At 64.9% G+C, this 18,724-nt stretch carries 20 protein-coding genes and 1 pseudogene; 10 read left to right on the plus strand and 11 right to left on the minus strand.

Features of this window, described 5'->3' with window-relative positions:
• Nucleotides 1–466: 466 nt before the first annotated feature.
• A complete protein-coding gene (locus tag IVA81_RS12800; RefSeq protein ID WP_247317074.1) occupies nucleotides 467–2,329 on the plus strand; it encodes a tannase/feruloyl esterase family alpha/beta hydrolase in 1,863 nt (620 codons plus the stop codon).
• 123 nt (nucleotides 2,330–2,452) lie between these two features.
• Here the strand turns inward: IVA81_RS12800 and IVA81_RS12805 are convergent, their stop codons facing one another.
• Nucleotides 2,453–2,710 carry a hypothetical protein gene (locus tag IVA81_RS12805; RefSeq protein ID WP_212085905.1) on the minus strand — a complete coding sequence of 86 codons (258 nt, stop codon included), beginning with the start codon at nucleotides 2,708–2,710 and terminating at the stop codon, nucleotides 2,453–2,455.
• A 66-nt stretch (nucleotides 2,711–2,776) separates the two neighbouring features.
• Nucleotides 2,777–3,745 (minus strand): DUF2778 domain-containing protein, encoded by a 969-nt coding sequence (locus IVA81_RS12810; protein ID WP_247317828.1) that lies wholly within the window; start codon nucleotides 3,743–3,745, stop codon nucleotides 2,777–2,779.
• 202 nt (nucleotides 3,746–3,947) lie between these two features.
• Here IVA81_RS12810 and IVA81_RS12815 point away from each other — a divergent pair, with 202 nt between their 5' ends.
• Nucleotides 3,948–4,376: a DUF1810 domain-containing protein gene (locus IVA81_RS12815; RefSeq protein WP_247317076.1), complete on the plus strand. Its 429-nt coding sequence runs from the start codon at nucleotides 3,948–3,950 to the stop codon at nucleotides 4,374–4,376.
• A 9-nt stretch (nucleotides 4,377–4,385) separates the two neighbouring features.
• Here the strand turns inward: IVA81_RS12815 and IVA81_RS12820 are convergent, their stop codons facing one another.
• Together IVA81_RS12820 and IVA81_RS12825 are read right to left on the minus strand one after the other, a co-directional pair.
• Complete coding sequence (locus tag IVA81_RS12820) at nucleotides 4,386–5,162, minus strand: crotonase/enoyl-CoA hydratase family protein (protein WP_247317083.1); 777 nt, start codon at nucleotides 5,160–5,162, stop codon at nucleotides 4,386–4,388.
• Between the two features lie 40 nt (nucleotides 5,163–5,202).
• Nucleotides 5,203–5,685: a tautomerase enzyme gene (locus IVA81_RS12825; protein ID WP_247317085.1), complete on the minus strand. Its 483-nt coding sequence runs from the start codon at nucleotides 5,683–5,685 to the stop codon at nucleotides 5,203–5,205.
• 103 nt (nucleotides 5,686–5,788) lie between these two features.
• Between IVA81_RS12825 and IVA81_RS12830 the strand changes: the two genes are divergently transcribed.
• Nucleotides 5,789–6,400 carry a helix-turn-helix domain-containing protein gene (locus IVA81_RS12830; protein WP_247317096.1) on the plus strand — a complete coding sequence of 204 codons (612 nt, stop codon included), beginning with the start codon at nucleotides 5,789–5,791 and terminating at the stop codon, nucleotides 6,398–6,400.
• Nucleotides 6,401–6,517: 117 nt separating this feature from the next.
• Nucleotides 6,518–8,599 carry a HAMP domain-containing methyl-accepting chemotaxis protein gene (locus IVA81_RS12835; protein ID WP_247317097.1) on the plus strand — a complete coding sequence of 694 codons (2,082 nt, stop codon included), beginning with the start codon at nucleotides 6,518–6,520 and terminating at the stop codon, nucleotides 8,597–8,599.
• A 6-nt stretch (nucleotides 8,600–8,605) separates the two neighbouring features.
• On the opposite strand, the gene IVA81_RS12840 is transcribed toward IVA81_RS12835, so the two are convergent.
• Both IVA81_RS12840 and IVA81_RS12845 read right to left on the minus strand, forming a co-directional pair.
• Complete coding sequence (locus tag IVA81_RS12840; RefSeq protein WP_247317099.1) at nucleotides 8,606–9,196, minus strand: NAD(P)H-dependent oxidoreductase; 591 nt, start codon at nucleotides 9,194–9,196, stop codon at nucleotides 8,606–8,608.
• 49 nt (nucleotides 9,197–9,245) lie between these two features.
• A pseudogene (locus tag IVA81_RS12845) lies at nucleotides 9,246–9,458 on the minus strand (helix-turn-helix domain-containing protein); the annotation flags it as partial.
• 127 nt (nucleotides 9,459–9,585) lie between these two features.
• On the opposite strand from IVA81_RS12845, the gene IVA81_RS12850 reads away from it, so the two are divergent.
• The 3 genes from IVA81_RS12850 to IVA81_RS12860 are packed head-to-tail and all read left to right on the plus strand — an operon-like array spanning nucleotide 9,586 to nucleotide 12,190.
• Nucleotides 9,586–10,680: a DUF2336 domain-containing protein gene (locus IVA81_RS12850; RefSeq protein WP_247317109.1), complete on the plus strand. Its 1,095-nt coding sequence runs from the start codon at nucleotides 9,586–9,588 to the stop codon at nucleotides 10,678–10,680.
• Nucleotides 10,677–11,006, plus strand: a complete 330-nt coding sequence (locus IVA81_RS12855; protein ID WP_247317111.1) for a PilZ domain-containing protein — start codon at nucleotides 10,677–10,679, stop codon at nucleotides 11,004–11,006. Before IVA81_RS12850 ends, IVA81_RS12855 begins: the two co-directional genes overlap by 4 nt.
• 53 nt (nucleotides 11,007–11,059) lie before the next feature.
• On the plus strand, nucleotides 11,060–12,190 hold the full coding sequence (locus tag IVA81_RS12860) for an HD domain-containing phosphohydrolase (protein ID WP_247317113.1): 1,131 nt from the start codon (nucleotides 11,060–11,062) through the stop codon (nucleotides 12,188–12,190).
• A 122-nt stretch (nucleotides 12,191–12,312) separates the two neighbouring features.
• On the opposite strand, the gene IVA81_RS12865 is transcribed toward IVA81_RS12860, so the two are convergent.
• Entirely contained in the window at nucleotides 12,313–12,663 is a 351-nt protein-coding gene (locus IVA81_RS12865; RefSeq protein WP_247317119.1) for a hypothetical protein, read from the minus strand.
• Nucleotides 12,660–12,791 (minus strand): nitroreductase family protein, encoded by a 132-nt coding sequence (locus IVA81_RS12870; protein ID WP_247317143.1) that lies wholly within the window; start codon nucleotides 12,789–12,791, stop codon nucleotides 12,660–12,662. The genes IVA81_RS12865 and IVA81_RS12870 overlap by 4 nt, the downstream gene beginning before the upstream one ends.
• A 114-nt stretch (nucleotides 12,792–12,905) precedes the next feature.
• On the opposite strand from IVA81_RS12870, the gene IVA81_RS12875 reads away from it, so the two are divergent.
• The gene (locus IVA81_RS12875) at nucleotides 12,906–13,868 is read left to right on the plus strand and encodes an alpha/beta hydrolase (RefSeq protein WP_247317146.1); all 963 of its coding nucleotides are present in this window, start codon (nucleotides 12,906–12,908) and stop codon (nucleotides 13,866–13,868) included.
• A gap of 6 nt (nucleotides 13,869–13,874) precedes the next feature.
• On the opposite strand, the gene IVA81_RS12880 is transcribed toward IVA81_RS12875, so the two are convergent.
• Complete coding sequence (locus IVA81_RS12880) at nucleotides 13,875–14,339, minus strand: cupin domain-containing protein (protein WP_247317149.1); 465 nt, start codon at nucleotides 14,337–14,339, stop codon at nucleotides 13,875–13,877.
• A gap of 202 nt (nucleotides 14,340–14,541) precedes the next feature.
• Between IVA81_RS12880 and IVA81_RS12885 the strand changes: the two genes are divergently transcribed.
• Nucleotides 14,542–14,790, plus strand: coding sequence for a hypothetical protein (locus IVA81_RS12885; protein ID WP_038970146.1), 249 nt, complete (start codon nucleotides 14,542–14,544; stop codon nucleotides 14,788–14,790).
• A gap of 181 nt (nucleotides 14,791–14,971) precedes the next feature.
• Here IVA81_RS12885 and IVA81_RS12890 read toward each other — a convergent pair whose 3' ends face one another.
• Nucleotides 14,972–15,847 (minus strand): MBL fold metallo-hydrolase, encoded by an 876-nt coding sequence (locus IVA81_RS12890; RefSeq protein WP_247317151.1) that lies wholly within the window; start codon nucleotides 15,845–15,847, stop codon nucleotides 14,972–14,974.
• 174 nt (nucleotides 15,848–16,021) lie between these two features.
• Between IVA81_RS12890 and IVA81_RS12895 the strand changes: the two genes are divergently transcribed.
• Complete coding sequence (locus IVA81_RS12895) at nucleotides 16,022–16,972, plus strand: glycerophosphodiester phosphodiesterase family protein (protein ID WP_247317847.1); 951 nt, start codon at nucleotides 16,022–16,024, stop codon at nucleotides 16,970–16,972.
• Here IVA81_RS12895 and IVA81_RS12900 read toward each other — a convergent pair.
• Complete coding sequence (locus tag IVA81_RS12900; RefSeq protein ID WP_247317154.1) at nucleotides 16,969–18,591, minus strand: ABC-F family ATP-binding cassette domain-containing protein; 1,623 nt, start codon at nucleotides 18,589–18,591, stop codon at nucleotides 16,969–16,971. The two genes, IVA81_RS12895 and IVA81_RS12900, sit on opposite strands and share 4 nt — an antisense overlap.
• Between the last annotated feature and the right edge of the window lie 133 nt (nucleotides 18,592–18,724).

Here is an 18,724-nt window from a genome sequence, read left to right on the forward strand (position 1 = left end):
ACGATGATCTTTCACGCAGCGGCATCCGTCCCGGCCATCCGGGATTCGCGTGTCGAGCCTATCGCAGCCGGGCAGGATCGAGAAGCCGGGCGGAGATCGCGCGCTTCGCGAGCACAGCTTCTACGACAGGTTGCGCAGCGCACTCGCGCGCTGCGTCATGTTGACACGGCAACATCGACCGCCCTAGGATCGTGAACGCCCGCCGCAATACGAGCGGGGCCAAAGGGGGATGACGTCGTGCTTCCATCACAGATGGGCGCCGAGCTGCGTGCGCTTATGCATCGCGGTGCGGCCGACCGCGTAGCACGCATTACGCGTTGCGTGTGCCACATCGCACAGCCGCGCCCGGCGACCGCACCGTCATCCCTGCACCGGCTACGACATTGCCAACGACACCAACTGAACGAACACGCGCTCACGGGGAGCGCTCGTTCGACCATCATTAATGAAACTGGGAGGGACTGACATGAAACGCCTATTTCTCGCATCGACCATCATGGCCGGCTGTGCCGTTCTCGGCACGCAGGCTGTTGCGCATGGATTTCCGCCGAGTGGCGTCGCGCCGCGGGCGTCCTGCACGGCGCTCACCGGCCTCACGCTGCCGAACACACAGATCCTGAGCGCGACGCAGAAGTCCGGCTATTGCAACGTGATCGGCATCATCAACAAGCGCGTCTCCACGCAGGATCCCAACCATTTCACCTACGGCATCGGCTTCGCACTCAACCTGCCCAACACTTGGCAGGGCCGTTTCGAGATGATGGGCGGCGGCGGCACCGACGGCAGCCTCAATGCCGATCCACAAGGCGCCGCCGGCACCGAACTCGGCCAGGGCTGGGCTGTCGCGGCCAATGACGGCGGCCACGAAGACAACGCCAACAATGTTGTCGGCGGACATCAGGATGACGATGTCAACGCCGGCGGCTCCGCGCATTTCGCCATCGACGCGCAAGCACGCCGCGACTACGGCTACAACGGCATCGAGAAGACCGCGACGATCTCCAAGCAGATCATCTCCTATTTCTACGGCCTCGACACCGTCTATTCCTACATCATGGGCTGCTCGAACGGCGGCCGTGACGCCATGATGGCGTCGCAGCGCTTCCCCTGGCTGTTCGACGGCGTCATCTCGCAAAATCCCGGCTTCAACCTGCCGCAGGCGGGCCTTGCGGAGGCCTGGAACGAGCAGGTGCTCGGCACGCTGGCGACCAGCAACGACGTCAACGGACAGCCGTTCATTCCCGACACGTTTCCTGTGCAGGATCTTCAGGTGGCCTCAGCCGCGATCCTGAGTGCCTGCGACGCACTCGATGGTCTGGTCGACGGCATCATCGACAATTATCACGCCTGCACCGCGAAGAAGGTGTATCCGGCTCTTGCTTCTTACACCTGCGGCACCGGCTCGCACGGCAGCACCCCGCATGGCGGCACCTGCCTCACCCCCGCGCAAGTGAACGCACTCAAGAAGATCTATGCCGGGCCGGTGAACTCGAAGGGCCAACGGCTCTATTCGAACTGGTTCTGGGATGCCGGCATCTGGACGCCGCCGACCGCGCCGGGCGCGGGCTGGCAGTTGTGGAACGTCGTCACCGCCCCGGTGCCTGGTGTCAACACCGCGATCAACCTGACGCTCGGCGCAGGCGCGATCCCGATGATCTTCCAAACCCCGCCGGTCGTCACGCCCGTCAACGGGCCGAACGGCCAGGAAGCCTTCGTGTTCAAATTCAACTTCGATACCGACGCGCCGAAGATCTTCACCAAGACGGCGGCCTATCCCGAAAGCAGCATGGACTTTATGGCCGCGACCTCGAGCGATTTGCGTCCGTTCAGGGCACGCGGCGGCAAGCTGATTATCTCCTCGTCTGTCAATGACGGCATCTTCTCGGGTGCCGCGATCGCCCGCTGGTACCGCAGCATGGACCGGCGCATGGGGGGACGCGCCGAGGATTTCGCGCGGCTGTTCATGGTGCCGAACATGGCCCATTGCGGCGGCGGCGCGGCCACGGCGAACTTCGCCGGCAACGAACTCAAGGCTATCACCGACTGGGTCGAGAAAGGCATCGCGCCGGAGCGCATCGTCGCGGCCAACACCAACGCGACCTCACCCTATCCGGCCGGCGGGCTGTTCGATCCGCGCATTGCCATCAACTTCCCGGCCAGTGGCACGCGGCCGCTCTGCGTCTATCCGAAGATTGCCGCCTACAAGGGCAGCGGCCTGACCAACGACGCCAGCAGCTTCGCCTGCATCGACGCGGGCTTCAGGCCCGGCGGCGATCACGACTTCCACGACGACGACGACGACGACGGGCACGGGGGCCACGGGCACTGATCGTCGCGACACCCACGCTCGTGCTCGCAGCGCATCGCTTCTTCAGCGGTGCGCTGCGGCGCGTCCGGGATGCGTCCCCATCTCGTCCTTGCGACAAGTCCTAGGCCTCACGCGGAGTACGCGTCAGAGCAGCTTCGCGCTCACGAACAGCGCGCGCACGGCGTTGGTCGCCTGCACCGCCAGCATCGCGTTACCGGCCGCGCCTTCCAGGGCCGCGACGGCGTCCTCATGCAGGGAGCGGAATTCCATCCACTCGACCGACTTGAAGTTGGTGAGGAATTGATAGGCCTGCCCGACAGTCGCGATCGCCAGCGTGTCACCGTTCAACTTGATCTTGAACGTCGTACGCAGCGGGGTCTCGGAATTTGTTGGATCACTCATGGGCTGCTTCTGGACGATGACGGCTTAACGAAGGGGAAACGGCAGCCCCGCCGCAGCAGGCAAATATCAGGAGTTGGTGCTCGCGCGCTGCGAGGCGGTCGCCGATCCGCTCAGGCTCGGCACCACGACAAGACGGTTGAACTCGCCATTGTCGTAAGCTTTGAGGAAACGATCATAGTCCTTGATCGAGACGCAGCCGTTGGAATCGCCGCGCGGCCCGAGCATGTAGTTGTGCGTGAGCAGACCGACGCGGCCAAGCGCGCTGGTGCCTTCGACCGGGGTCATACGCAGCGCACGGACGCCGTGGAACGGCTTTTCGCGCGGCTTCAGATCATAAGTCGCCGGCGGGGTCGCGCCGACCATCCGCCGGTCGACATGGTCGGGATCGTCCATCAGCGCGCCCAGGCCCGAATGGGCCTCCAGCGCCACGCCGCTCGGCAGGTAAAGCGCCTTGGCCTTGATGTCATAGACTGCGGTGCGCGAATCGTAGCCGAGGGCGGCGAGATCCGGTGCCCTGCCGAGCAGGCCATCGCCGGGTGTCAGCGAGGCCAGCCTGATTTTGTCGGTGAATTTCTCGAAGAAGTTGCGGTTGTCGACCCTGGGGTTGGTCTCGGCATAGGCTTGGCTGGACGCGATCTGGGCGGAGAAGTCCGCCTGCGCTGGGCGCGAGCGCGGCATCGGAATGGCGTCGGCGCGCTGTGAGGGCCTCGCCTCCTCCTCGGTCACGGACCGGTCGTCGTCGGTCAGGGTCGAACGCCAGTCGTCGCCCTGCAGCTTCTGGGCAAGCATCGCCTTGGCGTCGCGAAGCTTGAGTTGGACCGCATTCAGGGCGGAACGCTCCAGTGTCCGCAGGCCGAGGTCCCGGGCTGGCGGATTGCCGGACGCCGAAGCGAAACGATCTTCGAAAGACGGCGCATTGGTCGGCGGCAGCGCGGCGGAGACCAGGGGGCTCGAAGCGCCCAGATTCGAATCCCCGATGTCCGCGACCCAGGCGGCGGCGCCCAGCGCCAACGCGACGGCAGCCAGAGACAGCAAAACGCGCTCGGCCCGCCCGATACGGCGGCGCGACAACAGCCTCTCGGCGTGTCCTGCGTCGGAAACCATCAGATCCCCAAATCGACCCCCGGGGGGCCCAACCCCCACCCGGAGACTCTATACCAGCTACCACATTGGGAGCCAAAAGTTAGGCATAATCGCGGCCGGCGGCGGTCCGACTGGGCAAATCCCGAGGTATCCAATGACCGATCCTTTCGATCTAGACCGGTTTGTCCGGGCCCAAGACCCGGTCTATCGCGACGTTCAGGGGGAGCTGACCCGAGGGCGGAAGCAGAGCCACTGGATGTGGTTCGTCTTCCCGCAAATCGCAGGCCTCGGCTTCAGCGCCATGTCGCAGCGCTACGCCATCGGCTCCCGCGGGGAGGCCCGGGCCTATCTCGCCCACCCGGTCCTCGGCCCGCGTTTGGTCGAATGCACCCGCCTCGTGCTCGCCGTCGAGGGGCGAACTATCAACGCGATCCTCGGCGCGCCCGATGACGCCAAATTCCGCTCGTCGATGACGCTGTTCGGCGCGGTGTCCGATCAGCCCCTTTTCGGCGAGGCGCTCGCCCGCTATTTCGCAGGCGAGCGTGACGCCGCGACCCTGGAGATCCTGTCGAAACTGGGCTAGCGCGCGTGATCAACGCCCCTGGAAGACGGCCGCACGACGCTCGATGAAGGATTGAATGCCTTCCTTCGCGTCCGCGCTGCCGAGCACGCGGGCGCGAATCTCGGGGATGAAGGCGATCGCCGCCGCCTCGCCGCCTTCGACGTACTTGGCCGCCGCCTCCTTGGTGACCTGGATGCCGAGCGGCGCATTGCGCGCGATGATGACGGCGAGCGCCATCGCACGCGCGACCTGCTCGCCCGCCGGCACGACCTCCTGAACGAGACCAATCGCGTGGGCCCGCTCGGCCGAAAACTCGTCGCACAGGAACAGATGGTACATCGCATCGCCCCAGCCGGCGCGCGACAGGAAACGGAAATGCGCGCCGCCAAGTGGCGCAATGCCGCGCCTGGATTCCATCTGGCAGAAGCGTGAATCCGCTGCGGCCACCACGATATCACCGGCAAGCATCAGCTCGATGCCAACGGTGAACACGATGCCCTGCACGGCGGTGATAACAGGCTTGCGACAGCGCTTGGCAAGGCCGAACGGATCGACATTGCCTTCCCTGATGTTGCGCTTCTCCGCGGAAGGCCCGAAGAATTTCGGCATGTCGAGACCGGCGGTGAAATCCCTGCCCTCAGCGCAGATCACGCCGACGCGGTAGGCCTCGTTGTCGTGCAGCTCGGTCAGCGCATCGGACAATTGCTCCATCATCACCGGCGTGAACGCGTTCTTCTTCGCGGCATTGTCGATGATGATCTTGAGAACGTGGCCGTGCACCTCGGTACGAATTTGTCCTTCGCTCATGCGCTTCTCTCCGTGATCGTCGTTTGCTGTTGGTGGCGCGTCAGGCCGGCGGTTGAATCGCCGCGCGGATCGCCTTGATCCGCTCCGGCGTGAACACGCCGGTCTCGAGCAGTTGAAGGATCGAGAGCACGCCGCCCCGCGATCCCCAGCTTCCCTCGTCGATGATCTCGAAATTGACCCACCAGGTCGGTGCCGGCGTCTGCATTCCGCAGGCCTCCGCGAGCCGCGCGAGCACGTTGCGGATCACCTCGGCGCGCACCTCTGCCGGCCAGGCAGCGTTCATCACCGCGATCCTGACGGTGATGATGTCACGCGGGGTGTCCTGATCGGACAGGAGCTGGCCGCCGATCGCCATGCAGTCGGCTGGCTGATCGTGGAAATGGACCTGAAAGCCCCTGCGCGCAGCCGGAACGTGCTGACCGATCTCGGGCTCGAGCACGGCGTCGGTGAGGGTTTCCGCGAGGCGTCGGCGCTGCGTCAGGCTGAGCCGGCCCGCGGGCGCGGTCACGGTGATGATGGTCAAATTGCACCCCTCTCGAGAATTATGACGTACGTCATATTTCAGTGCCGCTTGCTTATGTCAAGCGTCATAGTCTAGATCAGGACGCCAACCATGGGGACCTCCGATGACCTCCAGCACGCGCGACAAGATGATCGCCGGCGCCGCCGATTTGATGAGCCGTCGGGGCGTCAATGCCACCAGCATGCGTGACGTCGTTCGCCATACGGCGACGCCGCGCGGCTCGATCGGTCACCATTTTCCGGAGGGCAAGCGGCAATTGATCGCCGAAGCCGTGGCCTTTGCCGGCAAGGAGGTATCCATTCCCCTGGAGAAGGCCATGAGTGACCGCGGCGTGATCGGCGGCTTGCGGGCTTTCGTTGCGTCCTGGCGCCGCCGGCTGGAGGCGACCGGCTTCGAGGCTGGATGCCCGGTGCTCGCCGTCGCCGTCGATCGCTATGTCGGCGAGGCCTCCGACAAGGAAGATGAGGCGGCGCAGCAGCGTTTGCTCGGCCTCGCCGACGGCGTGTTCGCCGAGTGGCGGCTGATCATGCGCGCGGCCTTGCTGCGTGAAGGGCTGGCTGCGGAACGCGCGGAGCGGCTTGCAACACTCGTCGTCGCCGCGATCGAAGGCACGGTCGCGATGTGCCGGGCAAACCGCAGCGCGGACGCGCTCGATCAGGTTCAAGAAGAGCTGGAGACGGCGCTGTCCGACGCCCTCGCCCGCGCTACCGGATAAGCGGGCGCGGATCGATCGCGGCGGGGCCGGCCGCGAGAGCGTAAACCCCGGATTAACATCGCCTGCCTATCTTCCGTGCAAATTGAGTCTCTTCCCGCGCCAATTGCCGGACAGATCATGAAAATCGGTACGCTCCTGACCTCCGCCATCGTCTCGCTCTCGACCGTGGGCGGCGGCCTCGCCGTCTACGTCGCCGTGACCAAGTACCAGACGATGGAGCGGATCACGGAAGCGGAGGGTCGGCTCGCGATCGTTCGCGCTGTCAGCGACATCCCGCGCTACCTCAATCCGGAGCGCGGCTTTTCCACCAACATCCTCTATGGCCCGGCCACCATCGACCCCGCGCAGCTCGCCGGGCAGGATAAGCTGCGGAAACAGACCGACGGTGCCCGCGACAAGATGAATGCACTGCGCAAGCAGCTGCCCGGCTCCCTCGACGACGGCAACACCACCGGCGGCAACATCGACGGCATCAATTCGAAATTCACCGCGTTGCGCGAGGCCATCGACAAGGCGCTCGCAGGGCCCGCCGAGGCGCGCAAGGACGCCGCCAAGAAGATCGTCGCCGACAACGCCGTTCTCAACAGCGGCGTGACCGCACTGCTCAACGAGCAGGTCCGCCGCATGGCGATCCTGAACGGTGACGCCTACCGGCAGGCCAGCTACGCCAACACGGCGATGACGCTGCGCGACGTCGGAGGTTTCAACTCCAGCCTGCACAAGAACCTCGTCGGCGGCACGAAGCCGGCGACCGACGCCGAGAAGGCCGACATCGGCCGCTCGCAGGGCCGCAACGACCAGCTCGTGATGGCGCTGCTGGAATTGCGCGGCAATCCGGCAACGCCGGCGAACGTCGCCGCGGCGCTGGAGAAATTCAACTCGATCTATGTCGAGGAGTTCGGCCGCGAGCTCAAGCTCGTCAAGGACGGGGCGATCAGCGGCAAGTACGAACACGACATGGAGACCTATTACGCCGCCACGCAGCGCGGCCTCAGCACCATCATCGAGGTTCGCGACGCCTTCTACGACAACGCCGAACAGATCCTCGCCGGCGCCTCTTCGGCCGCGCGCACCAGCTTCAGCATCGCGCTTGCAGGCCTTGCCGCGGTGTTGATCGCGAGCGTCGGCCTCATCGTGATGGTTCGCCGCCGCGTCTGCGCTCCGATCGTCAACCTGACGACGCGGATGTCGCGGCTTGCCGAGGGCGAGGTTGCCGACAGCATCCCCGGCGCGGATCGCGCCGACGAGATCGGGGCGATGGCCGCGGCCGTTCAGGTCTTCAAGGACAACATGATCCGGGCCGACCGGCTCGCGGCCGAGAAGCAGGCCGAGAACGACGGCAAGATGCGCCGCGCACAGGCGCTCGACGAGCTCACCCGCGCGTTCGAGGCCAAGGTCACCGAGCTCGTCGGCGGCCTGTCGCGCGCCTCCTCGACCATGGAAAGCACCGCACAGTCGATGACCTCGACGGCGGCCCAGACCAACAGCCAGGCCGCGGTCGTCGCCGCCGCCTCCGAGCAGACCTCGACCAATGTGCAGACCGTCGCCAGCGCCACCGAAGAGCTGACCTCCTCGATCTCGGAGATCGGCCGTCAGGTCGCACAAAGCACCGAGATCGCCGCCCGCGCCGTCGACAACGCCCGCCGCACCGGCGACACCGCGCGCACGCTCGCCGAGGGCGCGCAGAAGATCGGCGACGTCGTCACGCTGATCCAGAGCATCGCCGAGCAGACCAATCTGCTCGCGCTGAACGCGACCATCGAGGCCGCCCGCGCGGGCGATGCAGGCCGCGGCTTCGCCGTGGTTGCTTCCGAAGTGAAGTCGCTGGCGGGCCAGACCGCAAAGGCCACCACCGAAATCTCCGAGCAGATCACAGCGATCCAGACCGCCAGCGACCAGACCGTGGCCGCGATCCGTAACGTCGCCGACGTCATCGGCGAGATCGACCAGATCGGCACCGCGATTGCCGCCGCGATCGAGGAACAGGGCTCGGCCACCAAGGAGATCGCCCGCAGCGTTCAGGAGGCCGCCCGCGGCACCCAGGAGGTCAACACCAACATATCGGGCGTGCAGCGTGCCGCCGACGATACGGGCGCCGCCGCCAGGGAAGTGCTGGTCGCCGCCGAGCAGCTCTCGACCCAGTCGCGCGATCTCGCCGGACAGTTCGACCGCTTCCTCGGCGAGGTCAGGGCGGCGTAGCGCGGCTCAATACGGCGGCGCCTTGCGCGCCCGCTGCGCCTTGGCGGCCTCGATCCACCACTGCAGATCATCGGCAAAGCGCGGGAACGAGCGTTCCAGTGCCTTGCCACCGTCGCCGATCGGCTCGCCGCCCTCGGACAGGGTCTGCGCGATCGGCCCGACGCCGATGGTGCTCGACACCACCACCATGCCCATCTCCGACAGCGTGCCGTGCCAGGCGGTTGCGGCGCGCGCGCCCGAGAGCCGGCCAGCCGAATAGCTCACGATCGCCGCCGGGCGCCAGAACCACTCTTCGAGGAAATGGTCGGTGAGATTCTTCAGGCCGGGCTGGATGCCCCAATTGTATTCGCCGGTGACGAAGACGAAGCCGTCGGCTCCGCGGATCTGTTCGGCCAGCTTTTCCAGCGCCTCGGGCGCCGCGCCCTTGGGGTATTCCTTGTACATGCGATCGAGCATCGGCAGGCCGATCGCCTTGGCGTCGATGAACTCGACGTCCTCGCCGCGGCTGCGCAGCCGATTGATGACGAAATTCGCAAGGCGGATGCCCATGCGGTCGGAACGGTAGGAACCGTAGAGGACGAGAATGCGATTGCTCATGGCTGGACGCTAGCACGAAACCGGCGTCCGCCGCCCTCGATTTGTCGAGCTATCGCCCGCGTCCGCCGTCCAGCGTTCGCGGCGGCGTCTCGCCGAACTGGTCGCGATAGCTTCTGGAGAAATCGCTGAGATGCCAGAAGCCGAACGCCAGTGCGACCGCCTTAACACTGTCGGCACCGGCAAGTAGCCGCCGGCGCACCAGCCATAGCCGGCGCAGGCGCAGGTAACGGTGCAGGCTCATGCCGCGATAGCGGCGGACCACGCCAATACCCCGACGTCTAAATCTCAAAATTCAAATTATCGGATTTAAGGCGCAATTAAAAATTAACGGATTTAAGGCGGAATAACGGTCGTTGTATAACCACATTTTTTCAACTCAGGCTCCTGCCATGATGGCAAATTCGCCTGCTGATATTCTGGTCGAGTTGGAAGACGCGGTCGCGACGTGTCCGCTGGACCGCTGCGCTCGCATCCTCTCCGGCATTTTGCAGCTGCTCACCAGCAGCCGCGACCGGCCTCAGGAATTGCTTGCCGGTGTGGTCGATGGCGTCCTGCTGCGGTTGGCAGGACGGGTCGAAGCCGGTGCGTTGATTGAAATCGGCGCGACGATTGCCGAACTCACGGTCGCTCCGCCGCAGACCTTGCGGCGTCTTGCATCGCACAACGATCCGGACGTGGCGTGCCCAATCCTGCTCAAATCTCAAGCGCTGCAGACGATCGATCTTGAAACGATCGCGATGTCGAGCGACGAACCGCAACAACTCGCGATTGCCGCCCGCAAGCGCGTCGAGCCGCCGCTGGCCGAGGCGCTGATCAGGGTCGGCGGCCGCGCCGTCCACCTTGCGCTCATCGCCAATCCAGGCGCGCGGTTCTCCGACGCTGCCTACGTTGCCCTTGCTGAGAAGGGCCTGACGGATGACGAGCTGATGAAGGCGCTGGCGCTCCGGCCGGACACGCCCGACACTGTCATGCGAAAGTTGCTGTCGGCCTCGCCGGCTCCGAAATCCGGCATAGTGCGGTCTCAAGCCGCAGCGGCCGCGCCCATTGTCCCCAAGTTGCCCTGCGCGGCCGCCTATGCAAGCGCGCGGCCGGAGATCGTCGCGCTCAACCGCAGCGGCAAGCTCAACGATTCCACGGTGAACCGCTTCGCGATCCGCGGCGAGACCGCCAACCTGGTCACTGCGTTATCGGTGCTTTCGGGCGCTCCCATCGAGATCGTCGAGCACGTCATGACCGACGACGATTGCGAGGGTCTCGTCATGGCCTGCCGTGCCTCGCGGCTGAATTGGCAGACCACGTTGGCCATCCTCAGCAACCGCTGTGGCACCAGGCTCTCTTTTGCCGAGCGCGAACGCGCGCAGCACATTTTCGAGACACTCCTTCTGTCCACCAGCCAGTGGACGGTGCGATGGGGGGAAATTGCCGCAAACACCAAGGAGAGCAGTCGGGGAAATCGCGGCGCAAACACGGGGGGTAGCCGATGAGGTTCGACGGTCGCAAAGCGTCTCGCGTGAAAATGGATCACAGGCAACCGGTCAATCTGATGGGTTCGGACGGCACTTGGCGACGCAGTTGCGTCCTGCTGGACGTGTCGCAAAGCGGTGCCAAGATCGAAGTGGAGGGCACGCTCGACGTGCTCCAGGCCAAGGAGTTCTTCATGCTACTCTCGTCAACGGGCCTCGCCTACCGGCGCTGCGAACTGGTCTGGATCGACGGCACCATGGCCGGCATCCACTTCATCACTGCTGACTGCAAGAAGAAGGCCGCAAGCGCACCAGCGCCAGCGGAGAAAGCCCTTCAGAGCAAGTAGGTTCGAACATTCACCATTTTGGATCATTACAGTCGTAAGGTCGATGTCAGACCGTGCAGCACGCGCGAACCATATCCGGCCCAGTCAATGGTGTCGGCAGTGACGGCGGCATCCGAGAGACAGGGATGGTTCGCCCCGTCCTGCATGTGCTGGCCGACACGTCCGACAAGCTCTCAGGTATCTGCTCGATCCTCCAGGAGAAATTCACCGTTGCAGGCGAGCGACTCGATGCCGATTCCAAGCTGTCGCAGACGCCCGCCGCCATCGTCATCCGCGCGGAGCTGCGCGACGTCGATAATATCGCCGCCATCAAGAAGCGGGCCGACAAGCTGGCGAAGGTCAGGAAGCGCATTTTCTTGCTCGAGCACACCTCCCACGTCTGCATTTCGCAGGCCTACGCGCTGGGGGCGACGCTGGTCCTTCCCAGCACGGTGAGCCGGACCAAGCTGCTGGCGGCACTGACCGATCCGGCCGACGGGACTTCTGCTTCGTCAGGCGACACGCCACAACCGGACAACGCCGTCGAGACCGCGGCGACCGTCATCGCATCGATGTTCACGGCCGTCACGCTCGGTCAAACCCTCGATGTCGAAGGCACCAGGAAAGCCGGTCGCCAGATTGCCGATCGTATCACCCAGCATGGCCTGACGGAGTGGCTGATGACGGTGCGGCGCCACCACGAAGGAACCTATCAGCATTGCCTGCTCGTGACCGGCGTTGCCATCGACTTCGGACTGAGCCTCGGCGTCGGCAGGGCCGACCTGGAGCGTCTCTACTCGGCTGCCATGTTCCACGACATCGGCAAGGCGCAGATTCCGCTCGCCATCCTCGACAAGCCGGGCCGCCTTGATGCCGAGGAACGCGCGCTGATCGAAACGCATCCGGCCGCCGGCTACCAATTTCTCAAAGGGCATGGCGGGATCTCGTCGGAGATACTCGACGCCGTTCGCCATCATCACGAGTACCTCGACGGGAGCGGCTATCCCGATGCGCTCTGCGGCGATAGCATTGGCGACATCGTGCGGATTCTGACGATCTCGGACATTTTCGCGGCGCTGATCGAGCATCGGCATTACAAGCCGACCATGCCGCGCGCGGAGGCCTACAACGTTCTGTGCGGGATGAAGGGGAAGCTGGAAAAGGCGCTGGTCGACTCATTCAAGCAGGTCGCGCTCACGCGGTGAGCGCGGCAGACCCGTCTCGGACGCGGCCTAATGCGTCGCGCGATAACTCGCGCGGCGCGGTATGGACCGGCAGGCCAGTCCTTCGGCCAGCACCTTCATGTCCTCATGCCGGCCGCTGCGGATCAGCCGGCCGAACTCTTCGGGTGTGAAAGGAAGACTTGGATCATCATCGATCGGGTGCCGCATTCGCGGACCGAATAACCGTCGAACCAGGCTAGCCAGCCGCCGCATGTCAATTCCCTCGCGCCAGCAACAAACCTCACAGTCTGCATATTGTTCCTCCCGCCCCTTCGAGATTGCAAGAGGCCGCAAGGAGTCCACACCAAAAATTTCCGTAAGAGAATAATCTCCTCTTCGTCGTGCCAATCGGCAAAACCCACGTAGCGCACGAACTCTTCGTTATGTTCGCGATCCGAGCGAACGCCGTTCGCGGCAAAGCCGTCGTCGGGATAGCCCATCGCGACGCAGGTCATGATGACCTCGTCTTCCGGAATCTTCGCTTGGCGCTCTCGATGATCGCCTCGATCACTGCGCGCGGCACCGGCTCGTTCTTGAAGCCACGCACGCTGCGGCGCGACTGGACCAGCGTTTCGAATTCCACCTCGTGAACCTCCCTGCCCGTTCGTCCGGCGTTGCGGCACACTGCCGGTTGCCGATGCGGCGGGCGAAATCTATGCTAACCGCAAGCAAGACCAAGAACCCTGGAGGAGCCGCCATGGCCGCGCCACTTGACCCCGTCATCGCCCAAATCATTCCGCTCTTGCCGATGCGCGATCCCACGGTCATGACGCCACAGAGCGCCCGCGATTCCTTGCGCCAACTAGCTGCCTCGCGCGCCGCCATTCCGCCACCGCCTGTCGATCGCGTCCAGGACATCAAGGTGAAAGGCGGCGCCGGCCCGCTCGACGCACGTGTCTACCGGATCGGCACCACGCCGGCGCCGACCGTGGTGTTCTTTCATGGCGGCGGCTGGGTTGCCGGCGATCTCGAAACCCACGACAGGCAGGCGCGCAATCTTGCGATCGAGACGGGCGCGGTCGTCGTCTCCGTCGACTATCGCCGCCCGCCCGAGACGCGCTTTCCCGGCGCCTTCGACGACGCCTTTGCGGCGGTGAATGACATCTTCAACCGCGTCGCGGAATTTGGCGGCGATGCAAAACGCCTCGGCGTTGCCGGCGACAGCGCGGGCGGCAATCTCGCGGCAACCACTGCAATCGCCTGCCGCGATGCCGGCATCAAGCTCGCCGCGCAATTGCTGGTCTATCCCGTGACCGACCTCCTCGGCGGCTACGCCGATGCGCGCGAGAACGCGCGCTATCCCTCGCGCGCCGAGAATGCCGACGGCTACTTCCTGACGCGTGCCACGATGGAATGGTTTTGCGGCCATTATCTCGCCGATCCCACTCACGCCAGCGACTGGCGCGTCTCGCCGCTGCGCGCGGCATCCCTCGCCGATGTCGCACCGGCAGTCGTGACGACAGCCTGGTTCGATCCCCTGCGCGATGAAGGCGCGGCCTATGCACGGGCGCTGGAGGCCGCTGGCGTCCCCGTGAAGCACCACGAGGGCCCCGGCCTGATCCACGGCTATTTCGGCATGGGTGATGCCTCAGACGTCGCGCGCGCCGAGGCGCAGCGCGCGCGGGCCGACTTCAAGGCACTGCTCACGCGGGGTGCATGAGAACGATCAAGTGCTCCGCGACTGCTGCGCGCCGGTGTGCCCCCAGGTTTCGTCCCAATCCTGACCGGCGGCGTCGACGACGCGGCCGTCGGCTTCAAAGAACTTGTTCGGCACCTGGAAAATCGCCAGGATCAGGGCCCCGTCCGGACACCAGGCGGCGTGCCGGCTGCCCGCCTCGCGCCAGATGAATTCGCCGGCCTTGCAGGCGATCCCCTCAGCGGGCCCCTCCTTGTCGACGAGCGCGCCTTCGATGACGTAGCTCTGCTCGATGCCGACATGCTCGTGGTCCGGCAGCACCGATCCCGGCGCAAAGCGCATCAAGGCGGTCATCAGCCCCGTGCGGCGGTCGAACAGCAGCGTCTTGGCCTCGCAGCCCGGAAAGCGCGTTGTCTGCCATTCCATGTCTTGAGGCCGAACCAGGTGAGAATGCTGGTCGGCGGCTTCCTGGTGTTTCGGGATCACGGCGTCCATCACGATGCTCCGTCCAGCTAAGCTGGCCAAGCCTAGCAGGATTGCCCGCCGAGGTCAGCGAGCAGTGCAACAGGCCGCGGGCCGGCGAACTCCCACTCCAAAAAATCGCCGGGCGAACCGCACGACAGGCCGTCATCCTGCTTGATTGCGCCACGATTCCCGGCTCCAATCCTCCCGCCATTTCTGGTTTACGGAGACACCCATGATGAAGCGGATTTTCCTGGCTGCGATCGTTGCCACCTTTGCGGCCGGCTCAGCCTTCGCGCAAGAAACCTGCGAGAGCAAGGCCGTCGGCAAGGACGGCAAGCCGCTGGCCGGCGCCGCCAAGACCTCGTTCCTGAAGAAGTGTAAGGCCGACGCCTGCACGCCCAAGGCCGTCAGCGCCGACGGCAAGCCGCTCGCCGGCGCCGCCAAGAACAGCTTCATGAAGAAGTGCGAAGTCGGCGCGTAAGGCGCTCATAGCAAGAAACTCTCGTGCCCCGGACGCAGCGCAGCGCTTCTTCAGCGATGCGCTGCAGAGCCGGGGCCCATGCAACCGCACAACGCTCCGAGAGATGGGTCCCGGCTCCAGCGGAGCGGCACTGCGTGCCGCACCGCGTCCGGGACATGAGCGTCGTGACAAGTTCGCTGCCTCACTCCCGCTTGAACTTATAATCAAATGCCCCCTCACGCGGCTTGATCCACCCCACCGTCGGCGCCGGAAAATGCACCGGCAGGATCAGCGTGTCGGTGTCCGCCACGGAGGCGAAGAATTTTCGCCGCGAGACCGCCGACTGCTTCGGATCCCAATCCGGCCTCGCCGACCAATCCGGCTCGCGGCACTGGATCTGGTGATGCATGAGGTCGCCGGCGACCACCGCGCGCTGGCCCTTCGAGAAGATATTGACGCAGCAATGACAGGGCGAATGCCCCGGCGTCGGCGTCAGCGTGACGGTGTCGTCGAGCGCGTAATCGTCGTCGACCAGCAGCGCCTGCCCGGCCTCGACGATCGGCAGGCAATTGTCGCGAAACACGGTGCCGGGCGGATTGTGGCCCTTGGCGTGCTCGGCCTCCCACGCCGCGTACTCGCCCTTGTGGAAGACGTACTTTGCGTTCGGGAACGTTGGCACCCAGCGGCCGTCGCGCAACGTCGTATTCCAGCCGGTGTGGTCGATATGCAGATGCGTGCAGAACACATAGTCGATCTGTTCAAATCCGATGCCGAGCGCGAACAGCTCGTTGCGCCAACGTTCCTTGCCGGGGAAATCGAACGGCGGCGGATGGCCCTTGTCTTCGCCAGTGCAGGTGTCGACCAGAATGGTGTAGCGCGGCGTGCGCACCACAAAGGTCTGATAGGTGATCACCATCATGCCGCGCGCGGCATCAAACACCTCCGGCTCCATCGTCGGCAGATGGCGTTCGAATACGCTCTCGTCATAGGCCGGGAAAAAATCCTGCGGCCGCCGCCACGGCCCTTCCCGCTCGATCACCGCATCGATGGTGATGTCGCCGATCCGGATTTGCTTCATGGTGTTCGCTCCCTTTTTGCGAAAGCGTAGCGAACGGAGTTAGGGCATTCAAGGCGCTGACCTCAGGGGCCTCCCATGCGCGGCGTGCCGCAAATCAACCTCAAATACCGGAGATGTTGATCGTGGAATGAGGAATGTCTGGTGGGCAGGAAACTGAGAGTGATCGCGGCAATCATGATTGCCGTCGCAGCTGGCGTCTATTTCAACAACACCAGTCTTCTGGCGCCGCATCAGAGCGGCAAGCCGGTGCTGCTCGCCCATCGCGGCATGGCACAACGCTTCGACGAGCGCGACCTGAAGAACGATACTTGCACCGCCACGCGGATGTTGCCGCCGACACACGATTATCTGGAAAATACGCTGCGCTCGATGCGCGCAAGCTTCGATACCGGCGCCGATGTCGTCGAGCTCGACGTGCACCCGACCACCGACGGCGAGTTCGCCGTTTTCCACGACTGGACGCTCGACTGCCGGACCGACGGCCACGGCGTCACACGCGCGCAGAGCATGGCAAAGCTGAAGACGCTCGACGTCGGCTACGGCTACACCGCCGATGGCGGCAAGACCTTCCCGTTCCGCGGCAGGGGCGTCGGGATGATGCCGACATTGTCGGAGGTGCTCGCCACCTTCCCCGACAAGAAGCTCCTCATCAATGTGAAGAGCCGCGACCCGGACGAAGGCGAGAAGCTTGCCGACTTGCTGAACGCGCTGCCAGCCGAGCGGCGCCGGATGGTGATGGTCTATGGCGGCAACGAGCCGATCGACGCGATCCGTCGCCTCACCCGGGATGTTCGCACGATCTCACGCGCGGCCATTCGAAGCTGCCTAATCCGCTATATTGGCTATGGCTGGACCGGCCAGGTCCCGACGGCCTGCCGCAACGCGATGGTGCTGGTGCCGATCAACGCCGCGCCCTGGCTATGGGGGTGGCCCGATCGTTTCCTCGCACGGACGAACAGCGTCAACAGCGCCGTGTTCGTGCTCGGTCCCTACAGCGGCGGTGAGTTCTCCACCGGCATCGATACGCCGGAGGCGTTCGCGCGGCTGCCGCAAGGCTACTCCGGCGGCGTCTGGACCAACGAGATCGAGGCAATCGCCAAGATCGCGGGCAAGAGCAGAGATTAGCTCCGCAACCCCGGCGCCTCCTGCCCGGTGCGCGCGACATATTCCGTGTAGCCGCCGCCGAACTGGTGGATGCCCTCCGGCGTCAGCTCCAGCACGCGGTTCGACAGCGTCGCCAGAAAATGCCGGTCATGCGAGACGAACAGCATGGTGCCTTCGAAATCCGACAGCGCCGTGATCAGCATCTCCTTGGTGGCGAGGTCGAGATGGTTGGTCGGCTCGTCCAGCACCAGGAAGTTCGGCGGGTCGAACAGCATCTTGGCCATCACCAACCGCGCCTTCTCGCCGCCCGACAGCACGCGGCAGCGCTTCTCGACGTCATCGCCGGAGAAGCCGAAGCAACCGGCGAGCGCCCGCAAGGAGCCCTGCCCGGCGGTCGGAAACGCGTATTCGAGCGACTGAAACACCGTCTGCTCGCCGTCGAGCAAATCCATCGCGTGCTGGGCGAAATAGCCCATCTTGACGCTGCCGCCGACCGCCACCGTGCCCTGATCCGGCTCGCTCGTGCCCGCGACGAGCTTGAGCAGCGTCGACTTGCCGGCGCCGTTGACGCCCATCACGCACCAGCGCTCGCGGCGGCGGATCATGAAGTCGAGGCCGTCGTAGATGCGCTTTGAGCCGTAACCCTTGTGCACGTTCTTGAGCGCCACGACGTCCTCGCCCGAGCGCGGCGCCGGCGGAAAATCGAACGCCACGCTCTGGCGCCGGCGCGGCGGCTCGACCCGCTCGATCTTGTCGAGCTTCTTGACCCGGCTCTGCACCTGAGCTGCGTGAGAGGCGCGCGCCTTGAAGCGCTCGATGAACTTGATCTCCTTGGCGAGCATGGCTTGCTGGCGCTCGAACTGGGCCTGCTGCTGCTTCTCGTTCTGCGCGCGCTGCTGCTCGTAGAACTCGTAGTCGCCGGTGTAGGTGGTGAGCGAGCCTGAATCGATCTCGATCACCTTGGAGATCACGCGGTTGATGAATTCGCGGTCATGCGAGGTCATCAGCAGCGTGCCTTCGTAGTCGTGCAGGAATTTTTCCAGCCAGATCAGGCTTTCGAGATCGAGATGGTTGCTCGGCTCGTCGAGCAGCATGACGTCGGGGCGCATCAGGAGAATGCGGGCCAGCGCCACGCGCATCTTCCAGCCGCCGGAGAGTTTTCCGACGTCGCCGTCCATCATCTCCTGGCTGAAGCCGAGACCGGACAGCGCTTCGCGCGCGCGGCCGTCCAGTGCGTAGCCGTCGAGCTCCTCGAAACGGTGCTGCACCTCGCCGTAGCGGGCGATGATCTCGTCCATCTGGTCGGCCTTGTCAGGATCGGCCATGGCGGCCTCGAGCTCGCGCAGCTCGGCCGCGACCTCGCTGACGGGACCGGCGCCATCCATCACCTCGGCCACGGCGCTGCGGCCGGACATCTCACCGACATCCTGGTTGAAATAGCCGATGGTGATGCCGCGATCGGTCGAAACCTGCCCCTCGTCGGGCAGTTCCTCGCCGGCGATCATCCGGAACAATGTGGTCTTGCCCGCACCGTTCGGACCGACGAGGCCGATCTTTTCGCCCTTATTCAGGGCGGCGGAGGCTTCGATGAACAGGATCTGGTGGCCGGCTTGCTTGCTGACGTTGTCGAGGCGGATCATGAGGTCTTTTGTGGGGGTTTTTGCGTTGCAGCGTCATAGGCCATGCTGCTCCCAAGGGGAAGCCCGGCGGGGTACGGATTCAGCCATTGTCGTCTGCCCGGAGCCTTGTGGCCCGCCGGTGGCCGCCGCCGGA

The sequence above is a fragment of the Bradyrhizobium sp. 141 genome (assembly GCF_023074055.1).
Taxonomy (GTDB): domain Bacteria; phylum Pseudomonadota; class Alphaproteobacteria; order Rhizobiales; family Xanthobacteraceae; genus Bradyrhizobium.